The 15,383-nt window shown below is 66.3% G+C and carries 16 protein-coding genes; 2 read left to right on the forward strand and 14 right to left on the reverse strand.

Annotated elements, in window-relative coordinates; all coding sequences use genetic code 11:
* Positions 1–3: 3 nt before the first annotated feature.
* The 10 genes from pufL to CH339_RS08810 all read right to left on the reverse strand — a co-directional run bounded on the left by pufL (position 4) and on the right by CH339_RS08810 (position 8,885).
* Positions 4–849, reverse strand: a complete 846-nt coding sequence (pufL, locus tag CH339_RS08765) for a photosynthetic reaction center subunit L (protein WP_111434023.1) — start codon at positions 847–849, stop codon at positions 4–6.
* Between the two features lie 114 nt (positions 850–963).
* Positions 964–1,164, reverse strand: a complete 201-nt coding sequence (gene pufA / locus CH339_RS08770; protein ID WP_111433971.1) for a light-harvesting antenna LH1, alpha subunit — start codon at positions 1,162–1,164, stop codon at positions 964–966.
* 13 nt (positions 1,165–1,177) lie between these two features.
* Positions 1,178–1,396 (reverse strand): light-harvesting antenna LH1, beta subunit, encoded by a 219-nt coding sequence (pufB, locus tag CH339_RS08775; RefSeq protein WP_111433972.1) that lies wholly within the window; start codon positions 1,394–1,396, stop codon positions 1,178–1,180.
* A gap of 120 nt (positions 1,397–1,516) precedes the next feature.
* Positions 1,517–1,681 (reverse strand): hypothetical protein, encoded by a 165-nt coding sequence (locus CH339_RS24635; protein WP_170138451.1) that lies wholly within the window; start codon positions 1,679–1,681, stop codon positions 1,517–1,519.
* Positions 1,682–1,810: 129 nt separating this feature from the next.
* The gene (gene bchZ / locus CH339_RS08785; RefSeq protein WP_111433974.1) at positions 1,811–3,262 is read right to left on the reverse strand and encodes a chlorophyllide a reductase subunit Z; all 1,452 of its coding nucleotides are present in this window, start codon (positions 3,260–3,262) and stop codon (positions 1,811–1,813) included.
* A complete protein-coding gene (gene bchY / locus CH339_RS08790) occupies positions 3,256–4,803 on the reverse strand; it encodes a chlorophyllide a reductase subunit Y (RefSeq protein WP_111433975.1) in 1,548 nt (515 codons plus the stop codon). The genes bchZ and bchY overlap by 7 nt, the downstream gene beginning before the upstream one ends.
* Before the next feature lie 8 nt (positions 4,804–4,811).
* On the reverse strand, positions 4,812–5,819 hold the full coding sequence (locus CH339_RS08795) for a chlorophyllide a reductase iron protein subunit X (RefSeq protein ID WP_111433976.1): 1,008 nt from the start codon (positions 5,817–5,819) through the stop codon (positions 4,812–4,814).
* A complete protein-coding gene (bchC, locus tag CH339_RS08800) occupies positions 5,816–6,757 on the reverse strand; it encodes a chlorophyll synthesis pathway protein BchC (RefSeq protein WP_111433977.1) in 942 nt (313 codons plus the stop codon). Before bchC ends, CH339_RS08795 begins: the two co-directional genes overlap by 4 nt.
* A gap of 87 nt (positions 6,758–6,844) precedes the next feature.
* Positions 6,845–8,002 carry a methyltransferase gene (locus CH339_RS08805; RefSeq protein WP_111433978.1) on the reverse strand — a complete coding sequence of 386 codons (1,158 nt, stop codon included), beginning with the start codon at positions 8,000–8,002 and terminating at the stop codon, positions 6,845–6,847.
* A 10-nt stretch (positions 8,003–8,012) separates the two neighbouring features.
* The gene (locus tag CH339_RS08810; RefSeq protein WP_111433979.1) at positions 8,013–8,885 is read right to left on the reverse strand and encodes a polyprenyl synthetase family protein; all 873 of its coding nucleotides are present in this window, start codon (positions 8,883–8,885) and stop codon (positions 8,013–8,015) included.
* A gap of 108 nt (positions 8,886–8,993) precedes the next feature.
* On the opposite strand from CH339_RS08810, the gene crtD reads away from it, so the two are divergent.
* Together crtD and CH339_RS08820 are read left to right on the forward strand one after the other, a co-directional pair.
* Positions 8,994–10,568 carry a 1-hydroxycarotenoid 3,4-desaturase CrtD gene (crtD, locus tag CH339_RS08815; RefSeq protein WP_111433980.1) on the forward strand — a complete coding sequence of 525 codons (1,575 nt, stop codon included), beginning with the start codon at positions 8,994–8,996 and terminating at the stop codon, positions 10,566–10,568.
* Between the two features lie 29 nt (positions 10,569–10,597).
* Positions 10,598–11,461 (forward strand): carotenoid 1,2-hydratase family protein, encoded by an 864-nt coding sequence (locus CH339_RS08820; RefSeq protein ID WP_497847401.1) that lies wholly within the window; start codon positions 10,598–10,600, stop codon positions 11,459–11,461.
* Here CH339_RS08820 and CH339_RS24640 read toward each other — a convergent pair.
* The 4 genes from CH339_RS24640 to bchO form a co-directional block, all read right to left on the reverse strand.
* Entirely contained in the window at positions 11,447–11,611 is a 165-nt protein-coding gene (locus CH339_RS24640) for a hypothetical protein (protein ID WP_170138452.1), read from the reverse strand. The genes CH339_RS08820 and CH339_RS24640 overlap by 15 nt on opposite strands.
* 178 nt (positions 11,612–11,789) lie before the next feature.
* Positions 11,790–12,824 (reverse strand): phytoene/squalene synthase family protein, encoded by a 1,035-nt coding sequence (locus tag CH339_RS08825; protein WP_111433981.1) that lies wholly within the window; start codon positions 12,822–12,824, stop codon positions 11,790–11,792.
* Positions 12,811–14,337 carry a phytoene desaturase family protein gene (crtI, locus tag CH339_RS08830; RefSeq protein ID WP_111433982.1) on the reverse strand — a complete coding sequence of 509 codons (1,527 nt, stop codon included), beginning with the start codon at positions 14,335–14,337 and terminating at the stop codon, positions 12,811–12,813. The genes CH339_RS08825 and crtI overlap by 14 nt, the downstream gene beginning before the upstream one ends.
* A gap of 159 nt (positions 14,338–14,496) precedes the next feature.
* Positions 14,497–15,381: an alpha/beta fold hydrolase BchO gene (gene bchO / locus CH339_RS08835; RefSeq protein WP_111433983.1), complete on the reverse strand. Its 885-nt coding sequence runs from the start codon at positions 15,379–15,381 to the stop codon at positions 14,497–14,499.
* Between the last annotated feature and the right edge of the window lie 2 nt (positions 15,382–15,383).

Genomic DNA, 15,383 nt, shown 5'->3' on the forward strand with positions numbered 1-15,383 from the left:
TCCTTAGCTCCAGAAGGGCAGGTCAAGCCACCAGTTCCACCACTGCGGCCAACCCTTGGTCCACAGCGGTCCGCTGATGACGATGCACACCGCACTCCAGAAACCGGCGTTGATTGCGAGCAGGAGGCCAAGACGGTGAATGCCGAGAGCGCCGATCGAGTAACCGACGGCGTCGCGGAAGAACGTGTCTTCGTAATCGGCCACCTTGACGGAGCCGCGGACCTTCGGATCTTTCCGGGACCGGCCCGGGTTGGACGCCGAAAGGATCAGGCCGCCATGCATTGCCAGCGCCAGACACGTCGTAAAGAAGAACGTGATCGCCAGCATGTGGGCAGGATTGTAGTGGAAGTGCAGATATTGGTAGCCGACGTTCGACACCCAGTCGAGATGGCTGAAGATGCCGTACGGGAAGCCATGGCCCCAGGCGCCGAGCAGAACCGGGCGAATGACCACCAGCGTGAAATACGCGAAGATCGCCACGCCGAACGCGAACGGAACATGGTAGCCGATGCCGAGCTTGCGGCAGATTTCCACCTCGCGCAGGGCCCAGGACACGAACGCGCCGAGTGCGCAGATCGTAATGATCTGCCACAGGCCGCCTTTCGCGAGGGGGGCAAGGGCGAGGCCATAGCTGAGATCGGGCGGCGCAATCGAAATGCGCCAGATATTCCACGTCGGGCCAAGCGCCGCGCCATAGAGGATGAGCGCCGTCCCGAGGATCGTGAAAAATGCGGTCGTTACACCGAAGAAACCAACGTAGAACGGCCCGACCCAGAAATCAAAAAGGTCTCCGCCGATCAACGTTCCTCCTCGGACACGATATTTACGTTCGAAGCTGAGTAGTGCCATCATTTTTCTCCACGCCGAATTGAACGGACGGGCGGCTTCCGTTGCTTGTCGGGGTCGCGACGGGCCGGCGGGCGCAAGGAACGCGCCAGACGGCCCGTCGCGTTTGCATGCGCACTATCCGATAAGCCGAAGAGGCTCCACAGGCGACGAGATGGACTGTTCAACCGAAGCGGCCTTGTAGGGGTTACCCTCGAGCCAGTTGAACTTCTCGGTGCCGAGCAGGATCATGTGGATCAGGATGGCGAGAACGAAAAGAAAAACGCTCAGAGCCACCAGGACCCGGCGAGGATCAAAGAGCGTCCAGATCTTATACATGGCGTCTTCTCCTCTACGAGATCATCGGGATGAAAGTGGAGACCGCCTGGCCAACGTCGGAGAGCGACGCATAACCCTGCGGACCCGGGATCCACGGGCGCCACATCCAGGCCAGGAAATGCGCGATGATCGCGATCACCATGAAAATCACGAAGCCTTGGATGAAGAGCTTATGGAACTCCTGCGCCTCGCTATCGGAAAAACCCGAAAGCGTGCTGTTGTCACTGGCCATAAGAATTCCCTCCTATTTACCAGTTCCGCGGGACCCCCACGGCGGGGTGTGCCTCCAGCCAGACCCGTCGGGACATGACCTTTGGCGGTTCTTGCCGGAGTGGATCCGGCAAACTCGTGGCTAGCGCATGAATGCGTAGCCGGCTGCGATCTGGGCGGCGCTCGTCGCCCTCGCCAGAAGCGAGGGGCGCTTTGCGTCGCCAAGATTTCGGTTGCGTCCCGGGTGCCGGATCAGAGCCATGAACGGTGCGGCGAGCAGGTACATGGCGATGAAAACGACAACCACGACGTGATATTCGAGACTGTCCCTGAAGCCGAGCTTCGGTCCGCAGTCACGGCTTCTCGAACATCCGTAAGCCATTGTCAGTCCTCCAGTTTCCCCGAGCACCCAGCTCACGGGACGTGAATGCTTTCCTCAGGCTGCGCGCTCCGAAACACGGCTGCGTGCTGCCTCGACATGATGTTTCTCGACCCGCTCGTTGCCGTCGCGCCTTGCGTCGTCCTCGGCCGCGTCGCGCAGCCGCTTGGCGGCCGAAATCCGAACCAGCACCGGCTGCTTGGCGACCAGCCGGTCGAGTTCCGCCTTTGCCTCTTCCGCCCAGGCCAGTTCCCGGTGCTTGCGCGTCGGCGTCGCCTCCACCTTGTCGAGCTCGCTCGACAGCGGCAGGATGTTGAACAGCGCATCGAACAGGCCGTTGCAGACTTCCTGGATGGCGTAGGTGGCGCCGGAATAGCCCATGAAGGGCGTTCCGGTGTGCCGGCGGATGATCGCGCCCGGGAAGGACGCGGGAACGTAGATCGCCCTGGACCCGGTCTCGGCCAGGTACATGCGCTCGTTGTAGGAGCCGAACAGGATCAGCGGCGGCGTCTCGTGGATCGCCTTGCGGATCGACTGGTTGTCCGGCTTCACCCCGGCGCGCCGCTGGAACGAGAAGGCGCAGGGCATGCCGAGCTCGTCTTCCAGGAAATGCCGGATGCCGCGCTCGTAGGTCTCGCTGGCGACGATCGCAAAGCTCGCCGTGGCGAAGAAGTCCTGGGTCACCGAGCGCCACAAATCCCACATCGGCTTCAGCGTCGTGTGCTTTTCCCGGGCGATGAAGGGCTGCGGGTCGAGGTCCAGCATCTCGCCGAGCGTTTCCAGGAACGCGGTCGTGGAATGGATGCCGATCGGCGCCTGCAGGTAGGGCCGGTCGAGCGCTTCGCATAAGAGGCGGCCGAACTCCCGGTACATGCAGATATTGACGTCGGCATTGGCCAGCTTGGAGACGTCCGCAAGGTGGCTGCCGAGCGGGAACACCATGTTGATTTCCGCGCCGATGCCTTCCACCAGGCGGCGGATTTCAGCCAGATCCGACGGCATGTTGAAGGTGCCGTACATCGGGCCGATGATGTTGACCCTGGGCGTCTCGCCGTCCTTGCGCGTGCGCTCCTTGACCTTGCCCTTCTTCGGGCCGTATTCGGTCCACAGCCACTTCAGGGCGCGGTCGGCGCTCTGCCACTGGTCCTCGTCGATGGTCCGCGGCAGGAAGCGCTGGATGTTGGTGCCTTCCGGCGTCACGCCGCCGCCGATCATTTCCGCGATCGAGCCGGTGACGACCACGGCCGGCAGGTCCGGATCGAGGACTTCGCGAGCCCGCTTCATGGCGCCTTCGGTGCCGTGCTGGCCGAGCTCTTCCTCGCCGAGGCCGGTGACGACGATCGGCAATTCGTGCGGCGGCAGCGCGTCGGTGTAATGCAGCACCGAGGTCACCGGCAGGTTCTCGCAGCCGACCGGGCCGTCGATGATGACCTGCAGGCCCTTGATCGCGGTGAAGGCGTAGACGGAGCCCCAGTAGCCACCGGCGCGGTCGAGATCGAGGATCAGCATCCCACGGCCTCCCCGTTGTCGACGGCGTTGGTCTGGCGCCTGGTCTTGGCCGCGTATTTCTTGCGGAATGCGGAGCGGTCGGCCGGAACGTCTTCCCAGACGCCGGCGGCATCGCCGGAGCCGACGCCCTCGAAGAACGCCGTCATGCGGTCGAAGCGCGGCTTGTTGGCGATCGCCCCGTTGACGATCTGCGCAAGCGAGCCGGCACCGGCGGGACCCATCAGCGGCCGCGCCGAGATCAGGTTGGTGAAGTAGAGCGCCGGCGTGGCGGCTTCCTTGGCGTGCTGCACCACCGGCGTCGTGCCGACGGCAAGGTCCGGCCGGAATTCCTCGAACGCCGCGATATCCTGCTCCAGCGAGGCGCGGTACTGCACATGGACGCCATGCGCTTCCAGCCAGGCCGCGTCGTCCGCCGAATGCGGCGTCTTCGGGCAGGCGGTGCCCACGTAGCGAAGGTCCGCGCCGCTTTCCACCAGCAGCCGGCCGACCAGCAGTTCCGAGCCCTCATAGCCGGAGAGCGTGATCCGGCCCGTGATCGGGGCGCCGGCAAGGGCGCCGCGGATTGCTGGAAGAATGCCGTTACGGGCGCGGTCGATGTCCTTCTGCGGCACGTTGGCGAGCCGCCCGACCGCCTCCATCCAGGCATTCGTTCCCTCATAGCCGACCGGTGCCGATCCGGTGATCGGACGCCCGGCCTTGGCGAAGGCGCGCAGCGAGGCGGTGTAGAATGGGTGAATGGCGGCAACGGCCACGCAGTCGAGGGCGGTGTACAGCTCACGCCATTCACGCACGGGCACCACTGTGCCGGCCGCAAGACCCATCGGCTCCAGAAGGGCGCCGATGGTCATCGGGTCGGCCGGGAACATTTCCCCGACCAGCGTCACGGTCGGCCGCTCTTCAAGGCCGTCTCGCGGTGCCTGGACCGGCCCGCTGCGGGCCTCCGTCAATGCGTATTCCAGCATGGCACCGCTGAGCGTGTCCTTGGCTTCCGCATGGGTGGGAACGCCGAAGCCGGGCACGTCGATACCGACGATGCGCACGCCGTTGATCTCTTTCGGCAGCATCTGAAGCGGCACGCCGGAGGCCGTCGGAACGCACAGATTGGTGACCACGATCGCGTCGTACTGCGCCGGGTCGGCCATCTGCTCGACGGCCTCGCGGATGTCTTCAAAGAGCTTGCCGGTGACCAGCGTCTCGGAGTTGAACGGCACGTAGCCGACCGGCCGCCGGGCGCCGTAGAAATGCGAGGTGAAGGTGAGGCCGTAGACGCAGCAGGCCGAACCGGACAGGATCGTCGCGACCCGGCGCATGCGCAGGCCGACGCGCAGCGAGCCGAAGGCCGGGCACATCGACTGCGGCCGGTCGTGCGGCCCCTTCGGATAGTCCTTCTCCAGGCGCTCCATCACCTCGGCCTTGCCGGAAGCCATCGCCGCCGCCTTCATCTTTTCCGCACCCGCATGGCAGCCAAGGCCCTCCGCCTCCGGCGCATCCGCGGGAGTGGGGTCTGCTGTCTGACGGGCAAGGATGGCGTCGTCGGTCATGGCTGGGCTCAGACCTCGTCGTAGATGACTTCGAGGGAGGGCTTGTTCAGCGTGGAGGCCGCGCACATGTCCTCCTGCGTCGCCGGAACGAGCGCGAAACCGGTCTCCGAATCCTCCGTATCGAACAGGCCGAGGAGTTCGTCCTGGCTGAGCGGCGTCGGCTGGGTCGGCGGGGCGACGCACAAGTTCTCCGACAGGGCCTCAAAGAGGGGCGCCCATTCGCCGCCGGGATAGCCGATGATCTGGTAGTTGGCGCTCTTGCGCCGGATATCCTCGTGCTGCGGGATCGCGGCAAGGACCGGAATGCCGGCGGCCTTGGCAAAGGCGTGCGCCTCGCCGGTGCCGTCGTCCTTGTTGACCACCATGCCGGCGACGCCGACATTGCCGCCGAGCTTGCGGAAATACTCCACCGCCGAGCAGACATTGTTGGCGACGTAGAGCGACTGCAGGTCGTTGGCGCCGACAACGACGACCTTCTGGCACATGTCGCGGGCAATCGGCAGGCCGAAGCCGCCGCACACCACATCGCCGAGGAAATCGAGCAGCACGTAGTCGAAATCCCACTCGTGGAAGCCGAGCTTTTCGAGGATCTCGAAGCCGTGGATGATGCCGCGTCCGCCGCAGCCACGACCTACTTCCGGGCCGCCGAGCTCCATGGCGAAGACGCCGTCGCGCTTGAAGCAGACGTCGCCGATGGCGACCTCTTCGCCGGCCGCCTTCTTCTTCGAGGAGGTCTCGATGATGGTCGGGCAGGCGCGGCCGCCGAACAGGAGCGAGGTCGTGTCGCTCTTCGGATCGCAGCCGATCAGCAGCACCTTCTTGCCGAGCTGGGCGAGCATGTAGGAAAGGTTGGCGAGCGTGAAGCTCTTGCCGATGCCGCCCTTGCCGTAGATCGCGATGATCTGCGTTTCCTTGGTCACTTCGCCGGCCACCACGGGATCCGGATCGATCTCGGCTTCCTGGCGGAGCTGGTCGTCGATGGCCTCGATCGATGCCTTTGGCATGCCTTCGGTCATGAGACGCTCCTCCAGTTCAGCACCATCTTCAGGCAGTCCGGATCACCGAAGGCGATCTCATAGGCACGCGGCGCGTCGGCTGCGGCCATGCGATGGGTGATCAGACCGTCGAGGGACAAGGCACCGCTGTTGATGAGGCGGAGGACCTCGCCGACGTTTTCCGGCTTGAATTCCGCCGCGATCCGAATCTGCGCCTCGCGCATGAAGGCGGGCGGAAACACGAAGCTGAGCGGCAGGTGGTAGAAGCCGGCAAGCGTGATGATTCCGTTCTGGGAAAGGTGCGGAATCACCTTGTCGAGAATTTCGTGGTCGCCGCTGGCGTCCAGGATCGACCGGTAGCCGGCATTGCCGTCGCTGTCCGGCGCGATGACTTGGTATGGATGATCGCCCTCGCGGCGTTGCGGGTTGGCTTCCCAGACGACGGGGGCCGGATGGCCGAGCGCGACGATGATCCGCGCGATCAAGCGGCCGAGCACGCCGTGGCCGATGATGAGTTCGGGAGCGCGCGCACCGCCGACGGCGATCGCATGGTGGGCGGTGGCGGCAAGCGCCAGAAGCACGCCCTGTTCGCCGAGCGAATCCGGCACCCGGTAGGTGCGCGAGCTGCAGACCTGGACCTGCGCGGCCGAGGCGCCGAAAAGGCCGTTGACACCCTCATAGCAGCGGGCGCCGGGCACGAACACCATGTCGCCGACCTTGCGGCCGGCGCCGTCGGGCGCGTCAGCAACGATGCCGACGGCCTCGTAGCCGGGCACCAGCGGGTACCCCATTCCGGGGAAGGTCGGCATAAGGCCTTGATAGAGCAGCTTTTCCGTGCCGGTGCTAATGCCGGACCAGAGAATGTCCACGACGATATCGCTCGGCTGACGCTGCGAAAGCGTCACCTCGGCAAGCTCAAGCGTGCATGGTTTGCTCAGTACGACCGCGGTTGTGCTCATAGGCCTCCACGCGGCTCCATTGACCGCGCCTCCCACATGTCATCTTAGATTTACGTCAGTGCATGTCAACTTTAATTTACAGCACTGTTAAGGGTGCGCGACAATGACGCTGGCAAAAATCGGGCGCCGGGTCGTGCGCCACTCGATGCCTGAAAAACCTGCTTTTTCCAGCAATTCGGTCAGTTCCGCCGGCGACCGGCAGCGGCCCGATTTCATGGCAAGGAAATAGAAACTGAAGTAGGCCGCGGCCGACCCCGCGCCGCCCTCTGGTCCAGCCATCGGCTCTGCAATCAGAAGGGTGGCATCGCGGTGCATGGACCTGTGAAGGTTGCGAAGCAGCGCAACCACCGCGTCGTCGTCGTGGTCGCAGACGATTCGGATGAGGGTGACGAGGTCGGCGCCGAAGGGCAGGGGGTCGGAAAAGAAGTCGCCGGAATGGATGCTTGCCCTGTCCGCGAGGTCGGCTTTGGCGAATCGCTCCTCCGCCAGCGGTGCGACGGCCGGCAGGTCGAACAGCCAGAGCTGCGGCTTGCGGCTCCTGGCGCCGAGCGCCCTTAAAAACGCGCCGTCGCCGCCGCCGACATCGAGCACCACGTTGTGCCGCCCCGCCGGATAGGCAGACAACACCTCTTCGGCGACGAGGTCCTGGCTGAGGCCCATGAGGTCGGAATAGACGCCGGCGCCGGCATCGGTCACTTCGTCGGCGCGCCCGCCGGCATAGGCCCAGAAGTCGGCCGTCTCGGTGCGCCCGGCATTGCCGCTGAGCAGCGCAAGCGGGTCGGCGAGGTCGCGGTAGAGCATGGCGTGGTGGCGGATCATCGCCGCGATGCCCGCATTGCCGGCGACGACGGCGCCGAAATCGTCGAGCCGCCAGCGTCCGTCGCGGGCCTTGCGGATCAGCTTCAGCTCCGCCGCCGCGGTGGTGAGCAGGTTGGCGGCGCGGCGGTTGAGCCGGCACATGGCGGCGATCTCGGCCGTCGTTGCCGGCTCCGCCTTCAGCTTGTCAAAGAGGCCGAGTTCGACGCAGGAGAAAAGCACCTGGGAGTAGATGAACCCGGAGGTGAGGTCGAACAGCGCGCGCGTCTGGCCGGCGGCGATCCGTTTGACGAAGGGCAGGCGCGCGGCAAGCGCCTGGAATCCGGGCCGGGCGACGAGACCGGACCGCCAGTCGCGCAGGCGATCGGCGAGGGAAGGCGTCGGCCGGGGCGGTCTTTCCGATGATGTCGAGATCGTCGTTTCCGCCATGAGTTTCTTGTCAGGCGGCGTGCTGGGCGAGACTCTTCGGCCGCAGGCGTTTCGCCTCCGATTTGATCAGTTGTTCGAGTTGTGCCGAGCCGGGGCAGGGCGGGATGGCGTCGACGGCGGCCTGGACGTGGCCGACGAGCCGCGCAAGGGCGCCTTCGATGCCGAGCTCGCTGACGGCGTTGGGCCGGCAGTTACGTTCGTCCTGACCGATCGGCTTGCCGAGTTCGCTCTCGGTGGAGACGGCGTCACGCAGGTCGTCGGCCACCTGGTAGGCGTTGCCGAGTTCGTCGCCGACGCCGTACCAGACCTGGGGATCGGACCCGGCGGCGATGGCGCCTGCCGTCGTGGCGCAACTGAACAGCGCCGTCGTCTTGGCCCGGTGATAGTCTTCCAGCACGATCTCAGGCTCGCTCTCCCAGGCCTGGCCGGCAACGATGCCGTAGGGCATGCCGACCGAGCGTCCGAGGGTCGAGATCAGCGGTCCGATCCGCTCCGGCACCAAAGCGCATTCGCGCGCGATGGTCTCGAAGGCGAGCACAATGAGGGCGTCGCCCGCCAGCAGTGCGAGCGGCTCGCCGAATGCCTCGTGCACCGTCGGCTTGCCGCGGCGCAGGTCCGCATTGTCGAAGCAGGGCATGTCGTCATGGACGAGTGAGGCACAATGTAGCAGCTCGATTGCGGCGGCCGCGGCGTCCGAGGCCTCCGGCGCCGGGTCGCCGCAGGAATAGGCGACGGCGAGGCAGAGCCGGGGGCGCACCCGCGCGCCGCCGGGAAACACGCTGTAGCGCATCGCCTCGACGAGCTGTTTCGGCTGGCCGTTGTTGCCCGCAGCGTAGGATAGTGCCCGCTCCAGGGCCCGCTCGATCCTGGCTTGGACGTCCATCGGAGCACTCCTTCCCGGCAATGTGCGTCAATTTACATTTACAGAGCCAAATGTCACATTAGATTGACAGATCATATCGAGATGTCAACGTGCGTGGGTTCCGTAGAAATGACTAGGTCGCCGCACCGTTCGAGCGATGTCGTCATCGTCGGCGCCGGCATGGGCGGGCTGGCCGCGGCGGTCGCGCTCTCGGCCCGCGGCATGTCCGTGCGCGTCATCGAAAAGGCCGATGCGCCCGGCGGCAAGATCCGCACCATCCCGGTCGGTGGCGTCGAGATCGATTCCGGCCCCACGGTCATGACCATGAAGTGGGTGTTCGACGAGCTGCTGGAGCCGGCGGGCACCTCGCTGGAGGCCGAAGTCGGCCTGGAGACGGCCTCGATCCTCGCCCGCCATGGCTGGCAGGACGGATCCCGCCTCGACCTTTTTGCCGACACAAACGACAGCCATGCCGCCATCGCCGCCTTTGCGGACCGCCGCAACGCCGACGGCTATCTGCGCCTTTGCGAGGACTCCGCCCGCATCTACAAGCTGCTGCAGCGGACCTTCATCGCCGACACGCGGCCGAACCCGGTGCAGCTTGCCAGCCGGCTCGGCGCCGGCAGTCTCGGCGCAATCCGCCAGATCAAGCCGTTCTCGACCCTTTGGAAGTCGCTCGGCGACTACTTCCCCGACAAGCGCCTGCGCCAGCTCTTCGGGCGCTACGCCACCTATTGCGGCTCCTCGCCCTATGAGGCGCCGGCGACGCTGATGCTGATCTCCCATGTGGAGCAGGACGGCGTCTGGCTGGTGAAGGGCGGCATGCACCAATTGCCGCTGGCGATTGCCGCCGTCGCGGAACGAAACGGCGCCCGCTTCGACTACGGCCGCGCCGTCGACCGGGTTTTGACCGACAGCGACGGCGTCACCGGGGTGCAGCTCGACGACGGCGAGGTGATCGAGGCCGGCGCCGTCATCTTCAACGGCGACATGTCGGCGCTCGCCGCTGGCAAGCTCGGCGAGGTCGATACCGGGCTCAGGCCCACCTCGCGCGGGCGCCGCTCGCTCTCGGCGATGACCTGGTCTGCCTCAGGCGTCACCGCCGGCTTTCCGCTCAGCCGCCACAACGTCTTCTTTTCCAATGACTACAAGGCCGAGTTCGACGCCCTCTTCAAGCGCCGGGCCGTGCCGCGCGAGCCGACCGTCTATATCTGCGCGCAAGGCCGCAATGACCGGGGAGCGCGCATCGACGCCGTACCCGATGCCGCGCCGGATGCGGCGGAGCCGCTGTTTTTCCTGATCAACGCGCCGGCGATCGGCGATGCCCACGAATATGCCGAAAGCGAGATTGAACGATGTCTGGACGCGATGGTGCGGGTGCTGGAACGGTGCGGCCTGACGGTCAACGGGTCGCAGACCGAGAGCGTGACGACGACGCCGACGGGCTTCGCAAGGATGTTCCCGGCGACGGGCGGGGCGCTCTACGGCCCGGCCTCGCACGGATGGATGTCGTCGTTCCAGCGGCCGGGCGCGAAGACGAACGTGCCGGGCCTCTACATGGCGGGAGGCAGCGTCCATCCGGGGCCGGGCATCCCGATGGCGGCGCTGTCGGGCCGGATTGCGGCCGAGACGCTGATCGCCGACCGCGATTCGACGCCGACGTCCCGCCGGGCGGATACCTCTGGTGGTACGTCGACGGACTGAGCGACTGCGGCCAGTATGGCCTGTCCGTCATCGCCTTCGTCGGCTCGGTATTCTCGCCCTACTACCACTGGTCCGGCCGCCACGACCCGGAAAACCACGTCGCCATCAACGTCGCGCTCTACGCACCGGGCGGCAATCGCTGGTCGATGACGGAGCGGGCAAGGGGCGCGCTGTCCCGCGACGCTGACCGCTTCCAGGTCGGCCCGAGCAGCCTTGAGTGGACGGCAGGCGGCCTCAGGATCAGCTTCGACGAGCTGGCCCTGCCGCGCCCGCCGGGCATGTTCCTTCCCCGCCGCATCGCCGGCACCATCGAGGTGACGCCCGAGGCGCTGTCCGGCGCGCCGTTCCCGCTCGATGCGCTCGGCCGCCACTGGTGGACGCCGATCGCGCCGCGCGCCCGCATCGATGTCAGAATCGATCGGGGCGGCGTCCCCGGCTGGAGCGGCATCGGCTATGTGGACAGCAATTGCGGGGCCGAGCCCCTGGAGGCCGGGTTCCGGCGCTGGGACTGGGCGCGCGGGCTGCTCTCAGGCGGCGATCCGGTGATGCTTTACGACGCGATCCGCCGCGACGGCTCGCGCGCGTCCATGTGCCTCAAGGCAAAGCCCGACGGTGGCCTTGAGGTCAGCGCCATGCCTCCCGCCGTGCCCCTGCCGCGCGGCTTCTGGCGCGTGAAGCGGTCGATCGCCAGCGAGCCCGGTTTCGAGCCGAAAACGCTGAGGACGCTTGAGGATTCGCCGTTCTACGTGCGCTCGCTGGTGACAACCCGGCTCTTCGGCGAGGACGTGGAGATGGTGCACGAAAGCCTCGACGGCGTGCGCTTTGCCGCGCCCATCGTCAAGCTGATGCTGCCGTTCCGCATGCCGCGGCGGGTGCGGTCATTCTTCCTCTGAGGGGGCTTTCTCCGCCTGCTCGGCGGCTTCCCGCTCCTCGCGCGCCTTCCTCTCCGCAATCGCCCGGTTGACGCTGCGCCACTGCCAATAGGCGAGCCCCAGAAGGACGGCCGAACTGAACAGGATTTCGACAAGGGCGTAGCTGGCCATGGGGGCTATCCAAACTCTCCGCGCCTGAAGCCCGTCATTGCCACAATGACCACGCCGATAAGTGCGCGACCCCGACGCCGATAGGCGTCGCAAGCCCGAACGGGCGCCGACGCGAGTGCGTCGTCAAGCCTGCGTGGCATCTGAACGCAACTGCGGTCCTTCGACAGAAGGACCGCGCTCAAGCCTCTGCGCGGCCCGTCACCTGCCATTCCCATTTGCGCCGTTCGGAGATCTCCAGGAGCTCCAGGAACCGGACGGGACCGGCGACCTTCGGCTCCGGATCGGGCAGCGCGCTGGCATCGACCAGGAACCGCGCCTCCGGATGGGTCGCCCCGGCGGTGGCCGGCGAGGACATGGAAAGGGTGAGCACGGCGTTTGCCATCAGCGACACCTTGCGCCGGCTGCACACGAAGGCGCGCCGGCTGGTGCTGTCGAAGCCGTTATTGGCGATCTCCGAGCCGATGGCGCTGTAGATCAGCGCCGCGGAGCGGATCGCCGGCCGGCAGCCGATCGGCAGCGCGCCGATGCCCGCCTCGGACTTTCTGTAGTAGTCCTCGGCCGTGGCCAGCAGCCGTGCGGTTACCCGGCCGATACCGGGCGTGTGCTGCGGCCGCGCCAAAAGCTCGTCCGGGTCGACCGCCTCTTCCAGCAGCCAGGTCCTTGGCAGGTAGATCCGGCCCATGCGCGCGTCCTCGCCGACATCGCGGGCGATGTTGGTGAGCTGCATGGCAAGGCCGAGATCGGCCGCCCGCGACAGCACCGCATGGCGGCGGTTGCCCATGATGATGGTCATCATGACGCCGACGGTGCTGGCGACCCGGGCCGAATAGGCCATGACGTCGTCGATCGTTGCGTAGTCGCGCCCGGCCTCGTCCCAGGCGAAGCCCTCGATCAGGGCGTCGGGGATGGTGCGCGGAATGTCGAACTGCTCCACCACGCACGCAAAGGCGCGGTCGGCGATATGGTCGACCGGAGTGCCCGCATAGATGCGGTCGAGCCGTTCGGCGAGCCGGTCTGCCCGGCCGCCGTCGTTCTGGTCGATGAGGTCGTCGGAGAACCGGCAGAAGGCATAGAGCGCACGCGCCGCGTTGCGCGGTTTCGGCGGCAGCAGCAGCGAGGCGGCATAGAAGGACTTGGAGCCATCGCGAATGATGGCATTGCACGCCGCCCGGTCGGCGGCGCCGAGACCGGCGGGAAACTCAGGCAACGGCATTGGGCACCAACTTGTCGAGGATACGGGCAGAGGCGAGGACGCCGGGCAGTCCGGCGCCCGGATGGGTGCCTGCGCCGACGATGTAGAGGTTTTCCAGCTCTTCTGAGACGTTGTGCGGCCGGAACCAGGCGATCTGGAAAAGGGTCGGCTCCATGCCGAAGGCCGCGCCCTTGACCGACAGCAGCCGGTCGCGGAAGTCGAGCGGCGTGATCATCTTCGACGAGACGATGTGCCTGGAAAGATCCGGCAGCACGGTCGCCTCCAGCTTATCGGCGATGCGCTTGCGCAGCACCTCGGCCGTCGTCGTCCAGTCGATGTCGGCATCGAGGTTCGGCACCGGCGACAGCACGTAGAAGGCATCGCAGCCGTCCGGCGCGACGCTCGGATCGGTCGCCGACGGCCGGTGCAGGTAAAGGCTGAAATCGTCCGCCAGCACCTTGTTCTTGAAGATGTCCTTGATCAGGCCGCGGTAGCGCGGACCCATCAGGATGGTGTGGTGGCCGACATCGTCATATTTGCGGTCGGTGCCGAAATACCAGATGAACAGGCTCATGGAATACGCCATGCGGTCGAGCTTGGCGTCGGTCCAGCGGGTCCGGTGGTTGGGCGGCACGAGCTTGGAGTAGGTCCAGGCGGCATCGGCGTTGGAGACGACGACATCGGCGGCGACGATCTCGCCGTCGGCCAGCTTGACGCCCGCGGCCTTGCCGTCCTCCACAACGATCTCGGCAACGTCGGTGTTGTAGCGCACGACATTGCCCTGGCCCTCGATGAGCCCCGCAATGCCCTTCGCCAGGGCGCCCGTCCCGCCCATGGCGTAGTGCACCCCCCAATGGCGCTCGAGATAGGAAATCAGGCTGAAGACGGCGCTGACCCGGAACGGGCTGCCGCCGATAAAGAGCGGATGGAAGGAGAGCGCCACACGCAGCCGCTCGTCCTTCACGTATTTCGCGCAGAGCCCGTAGACCGAGCGGTCGGCGCGCCGACGAATGAGGTCCGGCAGCGCCTCGACCATGTTGAAGAGCCGGCAGAACGGCTTGTCGACCATGCCCTCGAAACCGGTCTCGAAGCAGGCCTGGGCCTCCTTCATGTAGCGGTCGTAGCCGGCGACGTCGTCCGGATTGAAACGGGCCACCTCCTGGCGCATCTTTTCCGGATCGGAATAGGCCGAGAAGGTCTCGCCGTCGTCGAAGCGCACCGTGTAGAAGGGCTCAAGCGCCTTCAGCTCGATGTCGTCGGAAAGCTTGCGCCCGCACAGCTCCCACAGCTCCTCGAACAGGAACGGCGCGGTGACGATGGTCGGCCCCATATCGAAGGTGAAGCCGTCCTGGCGCCACACCGAGCCGCGCCCGCCCGGCCCGTCGAGCCGGTCGAAGACCGTTACCCGATAGCCTCTGGCGCCGAGCCTGACCGCCGCCGCAAGGCCGCCGAAACCGGCGCCGATGACCACCGCGTGGGGTCGCCGTGCCGGAGCATCCGTCAAATCGGAGGGGAGAACCGCGTGTGTCATCATAAGTTGACAGTTAACTCCGGTTGACACACGTGCGCAAGGCTAAAACGTCTCGCAAGACCGGCTCAAACGTCGCGGCTGAAAGGGATTCCGGGTTTTTGCTGAGGACGGCCAGTCAGTCGTTCGACGAACGGGCCCTCGGGCGGCCTGCGGCAGCCGGTCTCAGGCGTCGATCTGCCGGCCGGCGATGATCTCCGCGATGGCTTCCGGATTGACCTCGTGGAGGAGGTGGCCGCCGGTCTCGAACGCGATGAGCGTCGCGTTCGGCGCCTTCCGGGCGGCGCGTTCGGAGACCTCCGGCGAGACGGTGGCGTCGTTGCGGGCAATGACAAGGACGAGCGGCACCTTGAGGTGCCGAAGCCGCGTCTGCAGCGATCCGAGATCCCAATTGGCCATCATGCCGAGCGCCCCACCGACATGGTCGGGGGTCTGCAGAAGCTTTTCGTAGCAGCGCTTTCCGACATCATCGATCTGCGAATTGGTGGAGCTTTCCACGAACCCTGCGATGTCGCTGAGCCGGGCGCGGAACGAGAAGAGCCGCGGCACGAACGGATTCATGAACAGGAGCTTCGCCATCGGCGAGAAGAAGGACGAGCCGGGGAAGGGCTCCAGCGCGGCGTTCATGGCGACGATCCGCTCCGGTTCGATCTGGCCGGCAAGCGCCATCTGGATGGCGATCGCCCCGCCCGCCGAATGGCCCGCGACAACGGCCGGCCGGACATCGAGGGCGTCCAGCAGATTGGCGATCAGCGTCCCCATGCCCCAAAGCGTCAGGCCGTTGCGGCCGGGCGTTTCGGAAAAGCCCTGGCCGGGCAGGTCGGGGGCGATCACCCGGTATTCTTTGGCAAGCAGCGGCATCAGGTCGCGGAAGGAATGGGTCGAGGCGCCGGTGCCGTGCAGGAGCAGCACGACGGGCGCGTCTTCGGGTCCCATCTCCTGGACATGCCAGCAGATGCCGCGGGCCTCCACGAATCGGCTCGCTTCCCGGTTCGGCCAGTCGGCTCCGGCCGATTCCCAGGAGAGGCGACGATCCTTGAAGAGGGACATCG

Origin of the sequence: Rhodobium orientis, from assembly GCF_003258835.1 — a bacterium.
Lineage (GTDB): Bacteria > Pseudomonadota > Alphaproteobacteria > Rhizobiales > Rhodobiaceae > Rhodobium > Rhodobium orientis.